This window comes from Pantoea dispersa (assembly GCF_035783935.1).
GTDB classification, from domain to species: Bacteria; Pseudomonadota; Gammaproteobacteria; order Enterobacterales; family Enterobacteriaceae; genus Pantoea; species Pantoea dispersa_C.
Genome location: NZ_JALKOV010000006.1, coordinates 216,979 through 232,312 on the forward strand (window position 1 = coordinate 216,979; position 15,334 = coordinate 232,312).

Sequence of the window (15,334 nt, forward strand, 5' to 3'; positions counted from 1 at the left end):
ACTCCCAGGCTTGCCGCCTTGCGCTAGCACAAATTATTTCGCAGAACTTAGTTGCACTCATCCGTAGCGGCGCGATTCATCGCGCAATGAGTAGGGGTGAAACTTCCCGGAGCAGCTCAGGCTCGCCATCCTGCTGTAGGGGCGCCATTTATGGCGACCTCAATGACGCACCGAACCCTGATACCGCAGCGTATTTAAATTCCCCTGCAACACCAAATCCCGCTTCAGCGTTGACACCTGTCGGCACACCTCCGCAATGGCGCGGTGATCGCGTAACTTCTTCTGCCATTTGTCAGGTACCTGATCCAGCTGCTGATACAGGGCTTCCAGCGAACCAAACTGCAGCAGCAGTTCCCGCGCGCTTTTCGGCCCGATGCCGGGTACGCCAGGAATTTTACTGCTGCTGATTCCGCATAATCCCCAGTAATCCGCCAGCTGCGCCGGCGCGACGCCGAACTCCTGTTCGATAAACGGCACGTCCAGCCAGCGCTTCTGAAAATAATCGCGGATGCGGATATTTGGAGCCAGCAGCTGGCAGTAACCTTTATCGGTGGAAACGATGGTGGCCTGATGACCGGCGTCGGCCATCTTCACCGCCAGCGTCGCGGCCAGATCGTCCGCTTCATCACGATCGGCAACCCAGCAGCTGACACCGCTGGCCTCGAAGGCCGCCTGCAGCGACGCCATCTCCTGTTGTAGATCGTCCGGCATCGGCGGGCGACCCGCTTTGTAGTCCGGCAATAACTGATGACGCCAGCCGGGCTGTCGCTCATGGCTGTCAAACACTGCCACCACGTGCGTCGGGCGCGTGTGGCCCAGCAGCTGATGCAGCGCCGCCACGCAGGCCTCGCGACAGGGCGATCCCTGCACCGCATGCAGACGGCGGATTAAATTGAGCGCGTCGATAATAAGCAGATGAAGCGACATAGTGATACCGGCAGCCCGCAGGCTGCCTTCCTGATGGGTTATTTGATGATTTCGTAGCAGGGAATGTAAGCGCTGCCCGGCAGCTTCATGCGCTGCTGCGCGACGAAGCCCTGCAGCAGTTCGTCCATACGGTGCATCAGATCGGCGTCGCCGTGCAGTCTGTATGGACCTTTTTCCCGGATTTCGCGGATTCCCATCTCTTTAACGTTACCGGCCACAATGCCCGAGAAGGCACGCCGCAGGTCCGCCGCCAGTTTTTCCGCTGGCTGATTCGGGAACAGCTTCAGGTTGGCCATATTTTCGTGGGTTGGCAGGAACGGCACCTGCAGATCCGGCGCAATACGAATCGACCAGTTAAAGCTGTAAGCATCGCCGGTTTCACGGCGGTACTCTTTCACCTGCGGCATGGCTTTCTTCATCAGACGCGCCACTTCCGCAGCATCATCAATGATGATTTTGTAATGCCGGCGCGCGGCTTCACCCAGCGTATTAACGATAAAATCATCCAGCACGCGGAAATAGTCGGCGCTCTCTTTCGGCCCGGTGAGGATCAGCGGCAGCACCTGATCGCTGTTCTGCGGATTCATCAGAATACCCAGCAGATACAACAGCTCTTCTGCCGTACCGACGCCGCCCGGGAAGATCACAATGCCGTGCGCGATGCGCACAAAGGCTTCCAGACGCTTTTCAATGTCCGGCATGATGATCAGTTCATTCACCAGCGGGTTAGGCGGTTCTGCAGCGATGATCGACGGTTCGGTCAGGCCGATAAAACGGCTGTCGTGATAGCGCTGCTGCGCATGACCTACTGCAGCACCTTTCATCGGCGCTTCCATCACGCCCGGGCCACAGCCGGTACAGATGTTCAGTTCGCGCAGGCCCATCTGCGTCCCGACATTGCGGCAATATTGATATTCGACCGCGTTGATGGAGTGGCCGCCCCAGCACACCACGGTGTTGGGATATTCACCCACGTGCAGCGCGCGCGCATTGCGCAGAATGGAGAACACCTGGTTGGTGATGTGCGCGGAGTCGGTGACATCCTGATTCTGCAGACGATCCGCTGCCGAGAGCTGACCGTTAACAAACAGAATGTCGCGCAGCACGGCAAACAGGTTCGCCTGCAGTGAACGGATAATCCGGCCATCGACGAACGCCTCTTCCGGCGGGTTGATCAGCTCCAGTTTCACACCGCGCTCGCGGCGCAGCACGTTGATGTCAAAGTTTTCAAAGCGGGAAAGCAGTTCATGGCTACTGTCGGTCTGGCTGCCGGAGTTGAGCACCGCCAGCGAGCAGTTACGAAACAGCTGGTAGAGATCGCTGCTGGCGGTACGCTTCAGCATGTCGACTTCCAGCTGGGAGAGCAGATCCATCGAGCCAAGCGGGCTGATATGTGTAATCAAGAGAACTCCTTTACACGCAAATGCGTGACTGATGACGCTGCGCTTAACCCGTTGAGCGCAGTGACGAAAATCCTTCGGTAAGCACGCTGTCGCCCTCGCGCCTGCACCAGAGTAACGTTGTCGGCCGCGAATGCTCAAGTGGAACCGCGCATCCGTGCGGCGGCCTGCGAGACATCTCGCAATCTGTTACTGGCGCACCAGGCGGGAATAGCCCGGCGTGAAGGGGACATTGCTGCGCCACGGATTGATATCCAGCCCGCCGCGCCGCGTGTAGCGCGCATAAACGGTCAACGCCGTCGGCTGACAAAAACGCTGAATGTCGTTGAAGATACGCTCGACGCACTGCTCGTGAAACTCATTGTGCTGGCGGAACGAAATCAGGTAACGCAGCAGCGCTTCGCGATCGATACGCGGCCCCTGATAGCGAATCATTACCGAGCCCCAGTCCGGCTGGTTGGTGATCAGGCAGTTCGATTTAAGCAGATGGCTGACCAGCGTCTCTTCAACCACTTCGCTGCCGGTGGCGCTGGCGAGGTAGTCAGCGTTGAAACCGTAATCGCTGATGGTGATATCCTGCTCGTCGATGACGTCGCCGGCGAAATGCCCAATCGGCTGACCTTCCACTTCGCTCAGGCGAAACAGCGCCACGCTGACCTCGCCATTGGCGCAGGCACTGAGATCGCGCTCCAGCGTTTGCCGCACGTCGCCCCAGTCGGCGAAAATCGTCTGGTTAAAGCTGTTAAGATAGAGTTTGAAGCTTTTGGACTCGATCAGATTCGCGCTGTCGGCGCTTAGCACCACTTCGCCGACCGCCACCTGCGGCACGCCTTTGCTGTTCAGCCAGGAGAGTTCATACAGCGTCCAGATATCTGCGCCGTGGAACGGCAGGTTGTCGGGATAGAGCCCGAGCGGCTCGCGGTTCAGGCTGCGCGGCACCGCCTGCAGCAGCGTGTTATCGTAGCGATCAACATACGCGGTGGGCTTACCCAAAGTCAGGCCGCTTAGCGCCGCATCCCGGTTTTCAGAAGACATAACGGTTACCACTAAAATCTATCAAAGAAAGTCAGTGTAACCGATCACCAGCGAGAAGATGAATGATGCAGCAAACCGCAGAGGCCCTGCGCGATTTTACCGCCCGTTATGTAACGCACTGGCAGCAGCAGCACGGCCACTTTCCTGCCAGCGAAGAGCTGTATGGCGTGCCGTCGCCCTGCATCATCAGTGAGCTGGATCAGCGCGTCCTGTGGCAGCCGCAGGATTTTACTTTGCCAGCTTCTCTGGCAGCCGTTGAGCGCGCACTGGATATTCAGCTGCAGCCGGACATCACCGCGTTTTACACCACGCAGTTTGCCGGTGACATGCACGCGCAGTTTGCGCAGCAGCCGCTGACGCTGCTGCAGGTGTGGAGCGAGGCCGATTTCACGCGTCTGCAGGAGAACCTGATTGGTCACCTGGTGATGAAGCGCCGCCTGAAACAGAGCCCGACACTGTTTATCGCCACGACAGATTCTGAGCAGGATGTTATCGCGGTGTGTAATCTGAGCGGCGAAGTGATCCTCGAGCAGCCCGGCACGAAAAAACGGCAGGTACTGGCCTCAGGTATTCAGACATTTCTTAATGCTTTACAACCGGTTAGTCTTTGAGTTGCAGATTTTTCTCGCAGCCACTGTGAGAGATCTCTCACATCTGCTGTGCGAGATCGCCAGATCGTTGCGCAGACTTCCGGAAGGACTAAATGTAAAAAGATTGTGAATCATGCAGTTATGGCATCAATCTGAAAATTAAGACATGGCTTAATCCTTTAACGGCGCTTACTGACTTGTTATTGCGATGGTTTCTGCCAGAATAGTCACCACTGGCAGGAAGCCACGGATTGAGAGACGTTCAGGAGAATGTCAGCCAGGCGGCAGGAACGTAACGGAGTTTACGTCACAGGGAAGGCTTCAGGATGAAGCAGGACACTCCGGAGTGAGTAAAGGACACCTCCAGGATGGAGAATGAGAGCCACGCGGGATGTGGCGGGCCAGGATGCTAAGGACCAATGTCACGACGACAGGCGACGGAAAGCGCAGGAACAGTTGTCATGGATGAGCAGGGAGCACAGCGGTGGCGGGAATGCTGCAAACGAACCGGGAGCACTGTAATCACAGTGCTCCCTTTTTTTATGCCGTTTTTGCACGCGCACCCACTAATGATATGCTTGCCGCCCCTTTTTGACGCGGAGGTAGCGTATGTCGACGCACCTGATTATTCAGCGGCTGCAGCAGGTCGAAGCGGTAATGCGCGAACACGGCCACTGGCAGGCGCAGCCCCCGGTGGCGGAAGCCTTCAATAGCACGCAACCTTTCTGTCTCGATACTCTGCAACCGCTCGAGTGGCTGCAATGGGTATTGCTGCCGCGCATGCAGGCGCTGATCGACGCCGACGCCGCGCTGCCGCAAAACGTCACCGTTACGCCGTATTATGAGATGGCCCTGCCACCCACCACGCCGGGCCATGCAGCGCTGCTGCTGACGCTCAGCCAGCTTGATGCGCTGTTTGCGCCGCCGGCCGCCTGATGCTGGAGATCATTTATCAGGATGCATGGCTGGTGGCGGTGAATAAACCGGCGGGCTGGCTGGTGCATCGCAGCTGGCTCGATCGCAAAGAGAAAGTGGTGGTGATGCAGACGGTGCGCGACCAGATTGGCCAGCACGTCTTTACCGCGCATCGCCTCGATCGTCCCACGTCTGGCGTGCTGCTGATGGGGCTCTCCAGCGAAGTCGGGCGACTGCTGGCGCAGCAGTTTGAGCAGCATCAGATTCAGAAAACCTATCACGCAGTGGTGCGCGGCTGGCTGGACGGGAGCGCAACGCTGGATTATCCGCTGCTGGAAGAGCTGGATAAAATTGCGGACAAGTTTGTCACGGAACCGCGTGCGCCGCAGCCGGCGGTCACCGATTACCGCGCGCTGGCGCAGGCGGAACTGCCGGTGGCTATCGGCAAGTATTCCAGCGCCCGTTATACGCTGGTTGAGCTGTCGCCGCACACCGGGCGCAAGCATCAGCTGCGGCGCCATATGGCGCACCTGCGCCATCCGATTATTGGTGACAGCTCGCACGGCGATCTGCGGCAGAACCGCGGTGCCGCGGCCCATTTTGGTATGGATCGCCTGATGCTGCACGCCAGTGCGCTGACGCTGACGCACCCGGTGACCGGCGAACCGCTGGTAATTCGCGCCGGGCTGGATCGCGTCTGGCAGCAGATGCTGCACCCGTTTGGCTGGCAGCAGCAATTGCCTGATGTGCCGAGGGTTGAGTTTGCCGCTGAGGCAGTCCAGGATAAGCCGACAGAATAAAGGAGCGGCAAGATGGCAAAGATTGGCATTTTTACAGGTACGGTGTACGGCAACGCGCTGCTGGTTGCCGAAGAGGCGCAGCCGGTGCTGGAAGCGCAGGGGCATGAGGTGAAGGTGTTTGAAGATCCGTCACTCGCCGACTGGCAGGTTTACAGTAAAGAGGTCGCGTTAATTATTACCTCGACCACCGGGCAGGGCGATTTTCCGGACAATATCGCGCGGCTGTATGTGCAGGTGCGCGATGAGCTGGGCTATCAGCCTGAGCTGCGCTATGGCGTGATCGCTTTAGGCGACAGCAGTTACGACCACTTCTGCGGGGCTGGTAAAACCTTCGATGCCACGCTGCAGGAGCAGCAGGCGCAGCGTGTTGGTGAGGTGCTGCTGGTGGATGCAACGGAAAATCCGGAGCCCGAGTCAGTGACCACGCCGTGGGTTGAGAGCTGGGGTAAGTTGTTGTAAATCAGGCCCTCACCCTAACCCTCTCCCGCAGGCGGGAGAGGGAACCGATCGCACCGAAAGTTAATTTCCACCTCACGTGACCGGTGCCGGATTGAATACTGCCAGCTGATTACGGATTCCCCAGCGATCGGACCACGTCTGTTTGCGGCCGCTGGCGATATCCAGAATCAGCTCGAACAACCGCCAGCCGACCTGTTCAATACTCTCTTCGCCCGTCGCGATGGTGCCGGCATTGATATCCATTAAATCGTGCCAGCGGTTTGCCAGCGCGCTGCGCGTCGCCATTTTGATTACCGGAATTGCCGCCAGACCGTAGGGCGTGCCGCGCCCGGTGGTGAACACCTGCAGCGTAATGCCGGAAGCCATCTGCTGGGTGCCGCAGACAAAATCGCTGGCCGGCGTGGCGGCGTAAATCAGTCCGCGCTGCGTCGGGCGTTGTCCGGGTGACAGCACTTCGACTATCGGGCTGCGGCCGGATTTGGCAATCGAGCCCAGCGCTTTTTCTACCACATTGGCCAGACCGCCTTTTTTATTGCCCGGCGATGGATTGGCGCTGCGGTCGGTTTGCCCCTGACTCAGGTAGTCGTCGTACCACGCCATCTCCTCCAGCAGCCGTTTACCCACCGCTTCGTTTACCACGCGCGGCGTCAGCAGATGGATCGCATCGCGCACCTCGGTCACTTCCGAAAACATCACCGTCGCGCCGCAGCGCACCAGCAGATCCGAGGCAAAGCCAACCGCCGGATTGGCGGTCACGCCGGAAAACGCATCGCTGCCGCCGCACTGGGTGCCGACCACCAGCGCCGACGCCGGGCAGGTTTCGCGCTGGCGCTGGTTGAGCTTTTTCAGATGGCGCTCGGCCACCTGCAGAATTTCATCGACCATCGCGCCAAAACCCACGTGACGCTCATCCTGCAGGCGCACGATATCGCGCTCATCCAGCGAGATGGCCTGCACGTCCGGCGTTCCGGTCAGCAGGCGCTCCGGCTGTAATTTCTCGCAGCCGAGGCTCACCACCATCACTTCGCCGCCAAAATTAGGGTTCAGCGCCAGGTTATGGATGGTGCGAATCGGCACGACCGCGGCCGGTGCATTGATTGCCACGCCGCAGCCATATAAATGGTTGAGCGCCACCACGCCATCGACATTGCTATAACGCGGCAGCAGATCGCGCTCAATCAGCTGCACCACATAATCCACCACGCCCGCCACGCAGTGCACGCTGGTGGTGATGCCGAGCAGATTGCGCGTGCCGACGCTGCCGTCGGCGTTGCGATAGCCGTCAAAGGTGTAGCCGTCCAGCGGCGGCAAGGGCGGCGGAACATTATTCGCTAATGGCAGGCTGGCCAGCGGCGGTGCGGCGGGCAGCGCCACCAGCGACTCCTCAATCCAGCTGCCGCGCGCAATCGGACGCAGCGCCGTGCCAATCACTTCACCGTAACGCACGATGTCGCCATGCAGGGCGATATCGCTTAGCGCCACTTTGTGCCCCTGCGGCACATGTTCGGTCAGCTGCAGACCGTCATCAAAGCAGGTGCCGGCGGGCAGTCCCTGATCGTTGACCACAATCGCCACGTTATCGGCGTCGTGCACTTTAATGTAGAGCGGTTTATCTGTCAGAGGTCGGTTCATTGCTCACCTTCCGGTTGGTCGCACCGTACATGGCGGCGCGGTTGAAATGGTGTCCGTCACATCATCGTTATTTGCCAGCCTCAGTATAAGCAGGGGTAAAGGCGTGCGCATTGTGCAACTGACCGGCTTTACGCCGCGATCGGCGCGCAGTTTGGTTCGTTTTACCAAACGCAAGTGAAGATCCTCACAAAGCGCATCAGCGCTGTTCACTTTTGCAGCAATATCGCAGCTGGATTGATGGTTCCGTGAGCCACGCCGCAGCGTTATGGGCAAATGCCACAAAATCAGACCGCAGCGGGGAATATCCTCGGGCGTTCTTCCAGTGTTTCGCGGCAGGGCTGTTTCTATACTGATTGCCGTTCTTCGACGTTTGGTTATTCGTCACGACGCATCATCGTTTTGCCATAACAACAATCGCCGTGTTTAACCCAACATCATTCTGATACCCAACGCGATGTGTATGCAGTCAGAGTGAATGTAGCGTTCGCTATATTTCAGGAGTGCATCATGAATAGTTACAGCCAGACAGCGGCAGCGGTGCAGAAGCGCACCAACGCCCGTTACTGGATTGTGGTGATGTTATTTATCGTCACCTCGTTCAACTACGGTGACCGGGCCACCATCTCGATTGCCGGTTCGGCAATGTCGAAGGAGATCGGTCTCGATTCCGTCGGCCTTGGCTACATCTTCTCCGCTTTTTCGTGGGCGTATGTTATCGGTCAGATCCCGGGCGGCTGGCTGCTGGACCGTTTTGGCTCCAAACGCGTCTATTTCTGGAGCATCTTCCTGTGGTCGCTGTTTACCCTGCTGCAGGGCTTTGTCGATATCTTTAGCGGCTTCGGCATTGTGGTGTCGCTGTTCCTGCTGCGCTTCATGGTGGGGCTGGCGGAAGCGCCGTCCTTCCCGGGCAACAGCCGCATTGTCGCCGCCTGGTTCCCGGCGCAGGAGCGCGGCACTGCCGTCGCCATCTTTAACTCCGCCCAGTACTTCGCCACGGTAATTTTCGCACCGATCATGGGCTGGCTGGTGGCCGAAGTGGGCTGGGCGCATGTGTTCTGGTTCATGGGCGGGCTGGGCATCATTCTGAGCTTTATCTGGCTGAAGGTGATTCACGATCCGAACGATCACCCTGGCGTGAACAAAGCCGAGCTGGAGTACATGGAGCAGGGCGGTGCGCTGATCAACATGGATGCGAAGAAAGCCGATCGCAAAGTGAGCTGGGATGAGAAGTGGTTTCAAATCAAGCAGCTGCTTTCCACCCGCATGATGTGGGGCATTTACCTGGGCCAGTACTGCGTTAACGCGCTCACCTACTTCTTCATTACCTGGTTCCCGGTGTATCTGGTGCAGGCGCGCGGTATGTCGATTCTTAAAGCCGGCATGATCGCCTCAATTCCCGCTATCTGCGGCTTCCTCGGCGGCGTGCTGGGCGGCGTGATTTCAGATTACCTGATGCGTAAAACCGGCTCGCTGAACATCGCGCGTAAAACGCCAATCGTCATCGGCATGCTGCTCTCCATCAGCATGGTGATGTGTAACTACACCGAAACCGAATGGGTGGTGGTGCTGTTTATGGCGCTGGCGTTCTTTGGTAAAGGCATCGGCGCGCTGGGCTGGGCGGTGATGGCAGATACCGCGCCGAAAGAGATCAGCGGCCTGAGCGGCGGTCTGTTCAATATGTTCGGTAACTTCTCTGGCATCGTCACGCCGATTGCCATTGGCTACATCATCGCCTCCAGCGGATCGTTTGAAGGCGCGCTGATTTATGTCGGCATCCACGCCTTTGTGGCGGCGTTCAGCTTCCTGATCATTACCGGCGATATCAAACGTGTCGAACTCAAACCACGGCCATAAGGGGCGGAACATGAATACGCAAAGTTCCCCGGTGATTACCGATATGCAGGTGATTCCGGTGGCGGGTTACGACAGCATGCTGCTGAACATCGGCGGCGCGCACAGCGCCTGTTTCACGCGCAATATCGTGGTGCTGACCGACAGCGCCGGCCACACCGGCGTCGGCGAAGCGCCGGGCGGTGAAACCATCTGCCAGACGCTGATTGATGCCATCCCGCAGGTAAAAGGGCAGCAGGTAGCGCGCATGAACCGGCTGGTGCAGCAGGTGCACAAAGGCAATCAGTCGGCGGATTTCGACACCTTCGGCAACGGTGCCTGGACGTTTGAGCTGCGCGTCAACGCGGTAGCGGCGCTGGAAGCCGCGCTGCTTGACCTGCTCGGCCAGTGCCTCGGCGTGCCGGTAGCTGAGCTGCTGGGGCCGGGGCAGCAGCGCGATGAGGTCACGGTGCTGGGCTACCTGTTTTACATCGGCGATCGGCGTAAAACCGATTTGCCGTATCTGAGCGGCGAGGCGGCCGGTCACGACTGGTATCACCTGCGCCATCAGGAGGCGCTGACGCCGGACGCGGTGATGCGCTTAGCCGAAGCCGCGCAGGACAAGTATGGGTTCAAAGATTTCAAACTCAAAGGCGGCGTGCTGCCGGGCGAGCAGGAGATCGCTTCTGCAGTAGCGCTGAAGCAGCGTTTCCCCGATGCGCGCATCACCGTCGATCCCAACGGCGCCTGGCATCTGGATGAAGCCATCGCGCTGTGCAAAGGCATGGATAAGGTGCTGACCTATGCCGAAGATCCGTGCGGTGCCGAGCAGGGGTATTCCGGTCGCGAAGTGATGGCGGAGTTCCGCCGCGCCACCGGTCTGCCGGTCGCCACCAATATGATCGCCACCAACTGGCGGGAGATGAACCACGCGGTGATGCTCAACGCGGTGGATATTCCGCTGGCCGATCCACACTTCTGGACGCTGAGCGGCGCGGTGCGCGTGGCGCAGCTGTGCGATGAGTGGGGACTCACCTGGGGTTGCCACTCCAATAATCATTTCGACATATCGCTGGCGATGTTCACCCACGTTGGCGCGGCGGCTCCGGGCAAACCGACCGCCATTGATACCCACTGGATTTGGCAGGAGGGCGATCAGCGCCTGACCAAAGAACCGCTGCAGATCCGCAACGGTAAAATTGCCGTGCCGGATAAGCCCGGCCTCGGCGTTGAGCTGGACTGGGATCGCCTGCGCCAGGCTAACGCTCTGTATCAATCGCTGCCGGCGGGCGCGCGTAATGACGCCACGGCAATGCAATATCTGGTTCCCGGATGGTCGTTCGACCGCAAGCGTCCGGCCTTCGGACGCCGCCATGCATAAGGAGCAGGAAATGAGTCAGACCCCGAAAATTACAGCGATGCAGGTCATTCCGGTGGCCGGTTATGACAGCATGCTGCTGAATCTGAGTGGTGCCCACGCGCCGTTTTTTACCCGCAATATCGTGATCGTCAAAGATAACGCCGGCCACACGGGCGTAGGCGAAATCCCCGGCGGCGAGAAAATTCGCCAGACGCTGGAAGACGCGGCGGCGCTGGTGATCGGAAAAACCGTCGGCGAGTACAAAAACGTCCTCAACCTGGTGCGCAGCACCTTTGCCGATCGCGATGCCAGCGGGCGCGGCAATCAGACCTTTGACCTGCGCACCACCATTCACGTGGTGACCGGCATCGAAGCGGCGCTGCTGGATCTGCTTGGCCAGCATCTGGGCGTCAATGTGGCGTCGCTGCTGGGCGAAGGTCAGCAGCGCGATCGCGTCGAAATGCTCGGCTATCTGTTCTATGTCGGCGATCGCAAAAAAACCGCGCTGCCGTATCAGAACCAGCAGGATGACCCGTGCGACTGGTATCGCCTGCGCCATGAGGAGGCGCTGACGCCGGACGCGGTGGTGCGCCTGGCGGAAGCCGCCTATGAAAAATATGGCTTCAACGATTTCAAACTGAAAGGCGGCGTGCTGCGCGGCGGTGAAGAGGCAGAAGCGGTGACCGCGCTGGCGAAGCGCTTCCCGCAGGCGCGCATAACGCTCGATCCCAACGGTGCCTGGTCGCTGAATGAGGCCATCCTGCTCGGCAAACAGCTGAAAGGCGTGCTGGCCTATGCGGAAGATCCGTGCGGTGCTGAACAGGGTTACTCCGGACGTGAAGTGATGGCCGAGTTCCGGCGCGCCACCGGTCTGCCCACCGCCACCAACATGATCGCCACCGACTGGCGTCAGATGGGCCACACGCTGTCGCTGCAGTCGGTCGATATCCCGCTGGCCGATCCGCACTTCTGGACCATGCAGGGCTCGGTGCGCGTGGCGCAGATGTGTCACGACTTCGGCCTGACCTGGGGTTCGCACTCCAACAACCACTTCGATGTTTCGCTGGCGATGTTCACCCATGTCGCCGCCGCCGCACCGGGCGCGATTACCGCTATTGATACTCACTGGATCTGGCAGGAGGGCAACCAGCGCCTGACCAAAGAGCCGTTGCAGATCAAGGGCGGCATGGTGCAGGTGCCGCAGAAGCCGGGCCTTGGCGTCGAACTGGACATGGATCAGGTGATGCAGGCGCATGCGCTGTATCAGCAACATGGACTGGGCGCGCGCGACGATGCGCAGGCGATGCAGTTCCTCGTGCCGAACTGGACATTTGATAACAAGCGTCCGTGCCTGGTGCGCTGATTTTTCCGCCGCCCGTCACGGGCGTCGCAAGTTAATGACAGGAGTAGAGACCATGAGCAATGCCTGGCCCAACCCTTTTCGTCGTCGCCTGCTGGCAGGGGAAACCCTGATTGGCAGCTGGTGCGCCCTTGCCAATCCTCTCACCACGGAAGTGCTGGGGCTGGCGGGCTTTGACTGGCTGGTGCTGGACGGCGAACACGCGCCGAACGACATCACCACCTTTATTCCGCAGCTGATGGCGCTGAAAGGCAGCCCGAGCGCGCCGGTGGTGCGACCGCCGTGCAACGAGCCGATCATCATCAAGCGTCTGCTGGATATTGGCTTCTATAACTTCCTGATTCCGTTTGTGGAAACTGCAGAAGAGGCGGCGCGCGCGGTGGCATCGACCCGCTATCCGCCAGCCGGGATTCGCGGCGTGTCGGTTTCGCATCGCAGCAACATGTACGGCACGCTGGCGGACTACAACGCCACCATCAATGACAACATCACCGTGCTGGTGCAAATCGAAACCCAGCAGGCGGTGGATAACATTGACGCCATCGCGGCGGTGGATGGCGTAGACGGCATCTTTGTCGGCCCGGGCGATCTCTCGGCGTCACTGGGCTATCTCGGCCAGCCGGCGCATCCGGAAGTGCTGAAAGTGATTCGTTACATCCTTGAGCGCGCCAAAGCGGCCGGTAAGCCGAGCGGCATTCTGGCACCGGTCGAGGCTGATGCACGCCGTTATCTCGAATGGGGCGCCAGCTTTGTTGCCGTCGGCAGCGATTTGGGTGTTTTCCGCCACGCCACGCAGGCGCTGTGCGACAAATTTAAGCAGTAACTAACGAAGGGGAAAGGCAATGAAAATTGGATTTATCGGCCTCGGCATCATGGGCAAACCGATGAGTAAAAACCTGGTGAAAGCCGGCTATTCGCTGGTAGTGCGCGATCACAACGCCAGCAACGAAGCCGAACTGGTGGAGCTGGGCGCGACCGTGGCGAAAACGCCAAAAGAGCTGGCCGCACAGGTTGACGTGGTGATCACCATGGTGCCGAACTCACCGCAGGTGAAAGAGGTGTGTCTGGGCGAGAACGGCATCATCGAAGGGGCGAAGGCTGGGCTGGTGGTGATCGACATGAGTTCTATCGCGCCGCTGGCCAGCCGCGAAGTGCATGATGCGCTGGCAGAAAAAGGTATCAGGATGCTGGATGCGCCGGTGAGCGGCGGTGAGCCCAAAGCGATTGAAGGCACGCTGTCGGTGATGGTCGGCGGCGATAAAGCGCTGTTTGATCAGTGCTACGATGTTCTTAAGGCGATGGCCGGTTCGGTGGTGCACACCGGCGATATCGGCGCGGGCAACGTCACCAAGCTGGCCAATCAGGTGATTGTGGCGCTCAACATCGCGGCGATGTCAGAAGCGCTGTCGCTGGCCACCAAAGCCGGCGTTAATCCGGAGCTGGTTTATCAGGCGATTCGCGGCGGCCTGGCGGGCAGCACGGTACTGGATGCCAAAGCGCCCATGGTGCTGGATCGCAACTTCAAGCCAGGCTTCCGCATTGATTTACATATCAAGGATTTGGCTAACGCGCTCGACACTTCGCACGGCATTGGCGCGCACCTGCCGCTGACCGCTGCGGTCATGGAGATGATGCAGGCGCTGAAAGTCGACGGGCAGGGGGCGTCAGATCATGGCGCGCTGGCTTGCTATTATGAAAAATTAGCCCACGTTGAGATCACCCGGTAGTGCCCGCGTCCGGTGTCTGCGGATGCCGGACGGTGCACTGCCTTAGCCGGACGGATTTCCGTCACCTACCGCGCTCGGATTGCCTATGAAAATTGTCATCGCACCGGATTCATACAAAGAGAGTTTGTCTGCCCTGGAAGTGGCTACCGCGATAGAAGCGGGATTTCGCGAAATTTTCCCCGCCGCTGACTATGTCAAAATACCGGTCGCCGACGGCGGAGAAGGTACGGTTGAGGCAATGGTGGCGGCAACTCAGGGGAATATCGTCAGGCTGACGGTAACCGGACCGCTCGGCAAGCCGGTCGACGCGTTTTACGGATTATCCGGTGATGCGCGCACCGCCTTTATTGAGATGGCGGCGGCCAGCGGGCTAGAGCTGGTGCCTGCGGCGCAGCGCGATCCGCTGATCACCACTTCCTACGGTACCGGTGAACTGATCAGAAACGCGCTGGATCGCGGCGTCGACCACATCATCATCGGCATTGGCGGCAGCGCCACCAACGACGGCGGTGCGGGCATGGTGCAGGCGCTTGGTGCCCGGCTGCTGGACGGGAACGGCACGGAGATTGGCTACGGCGGCGGTGCGCTGCCGCAGCTGGCGAAGATTGAGATCGCCGATCTGGATCCGCGCCTGCTGCAGTGCCGTATTGAAGTGGCGTGCGACGTGACCAATCCGCTGATTGGTGAAAAAGGCGCGTCGGCGATCTTTGGTCCGCAGAAAGGTGCCACGCCGCAGCTGGTGCAGCAGCTGGATGCGGCGCTCGGCCATTACGCCGCGATTATTCAGCGCGATCTGGATATTGATGTGCTGCACATCGCCGGCGGCGGTGCAGCCGGCGGCATGGGCGCGGCGCTGCATGCGTTTTGCCACGCGGAACTGCGGCGCGGTATTGAGATCGTCACCGAAGCGCTGGGCCTGGCGCAGCAGGTGCAGGATGCCGATCTGGTGATCACCGGCGAAGGGCGCATCGACAGTCAGTCAGTCAACGGCAAAGTGCCGGTTGGCGTGGCGCAGGTAGCGAAGCGGTTTAACAAGCCGGTGATCGGCATTGCCGGCAGCCTGACGCCGGACGTCGGCGTGGTGCATCAGCACGGGATCGACGCGGTGTACAGCGTGCTGTCGGGTATCTGCTCGCTGGAAGAGGCGCTGGAGCATGCCGCGCAGAATGTGCGGCTGACGGCAAGAAATGTCGCCGCCACGATCAAGGTGGGGCAGGGATTATAGGAGAGGTGGTGCGGTTTTCCCCCTCACCCTAACCCTCTCCCGGCGGGAGAGGGAACCGTCCGGCGCGATCCAGA

14 protein-coding genes are annotated in these 15,334 nt (G+C 59.7%); 10 read left to right on the forward strand and 4 right to left on the reverse strand.

Annotated elements, in window-relative coordinates:
* Nucleotides 1-159 precede the first annotated feature (159 nt).
* The 3 genes from xni to queF all read right to left on the reverse strand — a co-directional run bounded on the left by xni (nt 160) and on the right by queF (nt 3,362).
* Nucleotides 160-927: a flap endonuclease Xni gene (gene xni / locus MXF20_RS13695; RefSeq protein ID WP_325969813.1), complete on the reverse strand. Its 768-nt coding sequence runs from the start codon at nt 925-927 to the stop codon at nt 160-162.
* 38 nt (nt 928-965) lie between these two features.
* Entirely contained in the window at nt 966-2,330 is a 1,365-nt protein-coding gene (ppnN, locus tag MXF20_RS13700) for a nucleotide 5'-monophosphate nucleosidase PpnN (RefSeq protein ID WP_325969814.1), read from the reverse strand.
* Between the two features lie 186 nt (nt 2,331-2,516).
* Nucleotides 2,517-3,362 carry an NADPH-dependent 7-cyano-7-deazaguanine reductase QueF gene (queF, locus tag MXF20_RS13705; protein ID WP_325969815.1) on the reverse strand — a complete coding sequence of 282 codons (846 nt, stop codon included), beginning with the start codon at nt 3,360-3,362 and terminating at the stop codon, nt 2,517-2,519.
* Nucleotides 3,363-3,424: 62 nt separating this feature from the next.
* Here queF and syd point away from each other — a divergent pair, with 62 nt between their 5' ends.
* The 4 genes from syd to MXF20_RS13725 all read left to right on the forward strand — a co-directional run bounded on the left by syd (nt 3,425) and on the right by MXF20_RS13725 (nt 6,126).
* On the forward strand, nt 3,425-3,973 hold the full coding sequence (gene syd / locus MXF20_RS13710; protein ID WP_325969816.1) for a SecY-interacting protein: 549 nt from the start codon (nt 3,425-3,427) through the stop codon (nt 3,971-3,973).
* A 588-nt stretch (nt 3,974-4,561) separates the two neighbouring features.
* A complete protein-coding gene (locus MXF20_RS13715; protein ID WP_325969817.1) occupies nt 4,562-4,888 on the forward strand; it encodes a YqcC family protein in 327 nt (108 codons plus the stop codon).
* Entirely contained in the window at nt 4,888-5,667 is a 780-nt protein-coding gene (truC, locus tag MXF20_RS13720) for a tRNA pseudouridine(65) synthase TruC (protein WP_325969818.1), read from the forward strand. Before MXF20_RS13715 ends, truC begins: the two co-directional genes overlap by 1 nt.
* A 12-nt stretch (nt 5,668-5,679) precedes the next feature.
* Entirely contained in the window at nt 5,680-6,126 is a 447-nt protein-coding gene (locus MXF20_RS13725; protein WP_325969819.1) for a flavodoxin, read from the forward strand.
* A gap of 72 nt (nt 6,127-6,198) precedes the next feature.
* Here the strand turns inward: MXF20_RS13725 and garD are convergent, their stop codons facing one another.
* Entirely contained in the window at nt 6,199-7,758 is a 1,560-nt protein-coding gene (gene garD / locus MXF20_RS13730; protein ID WP_325969820.1) for a galactarate dehydratase, read from the reverse strand.
* Between the two features lie 507 nt (nt 7,759-8,265).
* On the opposite strand from garD, the gene MXF20_RS13735 reads away from it, so the two are divergent.
* The 6 genes from MXF20_RS13735 to MXF20_RS13760 all read left to right on the forward strand — a co-directional run bounded on the left by MXF20_RS13735 (nt 8,266) and on the right by MXF20_RS13760 (nt 15,260).
* Nucleotides 8,266-9,612 (forward strand): MFS transporter, encoded by a 1,347-nt coding sequence (locus MXF20_RS13735; RefSeq protein ID WP_325969821.1) that lies wholly within the window; start codon nt 8,266-8,268, stop codon nt 9,610-9,612.
* Between the two features lie 10 nt (nt 9,613-9,622).
* On the forward strand, nt 9,623-10,969 hold the full coding sequence (locus tag MXF20_RS13740) for an enolase C-terminal domain-like protein (protein ID WP_325969822.1): 1,347 nt from the start codon (nt 9,623-9,625) through the stop codon (nt 10,967-10,969).
* Between the two features lie 10 nt (nt 10,970-10,979).
* Nucleotides 10,980-12,311 (forward strand): glucarate dehydratase, encoded by a 1,332-nt coding sequence (gudD, locus tag MXF20_RS13745; RefSeq protein WP_325969823.1) that lies wholly within the window; start codon nt 10,980-10,982, stop codon nt 12,309-12,311.
* Between the two features lie 52 nt (nt 12,312-12,363).
* On the forward strand, nt 12,364-13,131 hold the full coding sequence (gene garL / locus MXF20_RS13750) for a 2-dehydro-3-deoxyglucarate aldolase (RefSeq protein ID WP_325969824.1): 768 nt from the start codon (nt 12,364-12,366) through the stop codon (nt 13,129-13,131).
* Between the two features lie 19 nt (nt 13,132-13,150).
* Nucleotides 13,151-14,035, forward strand: coding sequence for a 2-hydroxy-3-oxopropionate reductase (garR, locus tag MXF20_RS13755; protein ID WP_325969825.1), 885 nt, complete (start codon nt 13,151-13,153; stop codon nt 14,033-14,035).
* 85 nt (nt 14,036-14,120) lie between these two features.
* Complete coding sequence (locus tag MXF20_RS13760) at nt 14,121-15,260, forward strand: glycerate kinase (RefSeq protein ID WP_325969826.1); 1,140 nt, start codon at nt 14,121-14,123, stop codon at nt 15,258-15,260.
* Nucleotides 15,261-15,334: the final 74 nt, after the last annotated feature.

What these genes read in the sequence shown, in the direction of transcription:
- syd (WP_325969816.1), top strand. Translation starts at nt 3,425, where the DNA reads ATGATGCAGCAAACCGCAGAGGCCCTGCGCGATTTTACCGCCCGTTAT.
- truC (WP_325969818.1), top strand. Translation starts at nt 4,888, where the DNA reads ATGCTGGAGATCATTTATCAGGATGCATGGCTGGTGGCGGTGAATAAA.
- MXF20_RS13725 (WP_325969819.1), top strand. Translation starts at nt 5,680, where the DNA reads ATGGCAAAGATTGGCATTTTTACAGGTACGGTGTACGGCAACGCGCTG.
- queF (WP_325969815.1), bottom strand. Translation starts at nt 3,362, where the DNA reads ATGTCTTCTGAAAACCGGGATGCGGCGCTAAGCGGCCTGACTTTGGGT.
- MXF20_RS13740 (WP_325969822.1), top strand. Translation starts at nt 9,623, where the DNA reads ATGAATACGCAAAGTTCCCCGGTGATTACCGATATGCAGGTGATTCCG.
- garR (WP_325969825.1), top strand. Translation starts at nt 13,151, where the DNA reads ATGAAAATTGGATTTATCGGCCTCGGCATCATGGGCAAACCGATGAGT.
- xni (WP_325969813.1), bottom strand. Translation starts at nt 927, where the DNA reads ATGTCGCTTCATCTGCTTATTATCGACGCGCTCAATTTAATCCGCCGT.
- MXF20_RS13735 (WP_325969821.1), top strand. Translation starts at nt 8,266, where the DNA reads ATGAATAGTTACAGCCAGACAGCGGCAGCGGTGCAGAAGCGCACCAAC.
- MXF20_RS13760 (WP_325969826.1), top strand. Translation starts at nt 14,121, where the DNA reads ATGAAAATTGTCATCGCACCGGATTCATACAAAGAGAGTTTGTCTGCC.
- garD (WP_325969820.1), bottom strand. Translation starts at nt 7,758, where the DNA reads ATGAACCGACCTCTGACAGATAAACCGCTCTACATTAAAGTGCACGAC.
- MXF20_RS13715 (WP_325969817.1), top strand. Translation starts at nt 4,562, where the DNA reads ATGTCGACGCACCTGATTATTCAGCGGCTGCAGCAGGTCGAAGCGGTA.
- garL (WP_325969824.1), top strand. Translation starts at nt 12,364, where the DNA reads ATGAGCAATGCCTGGCCCAACCCTTTTCGTCGTCGCCTGCTGGCAGGG.
- gudD (WP_325969823.1), top strand. Translation starts at nt 10,980, where the DNA reads ATGAGTCAGACCCCGAAAATTACAGCGATGCAGGTCATTCCGGTGGCC.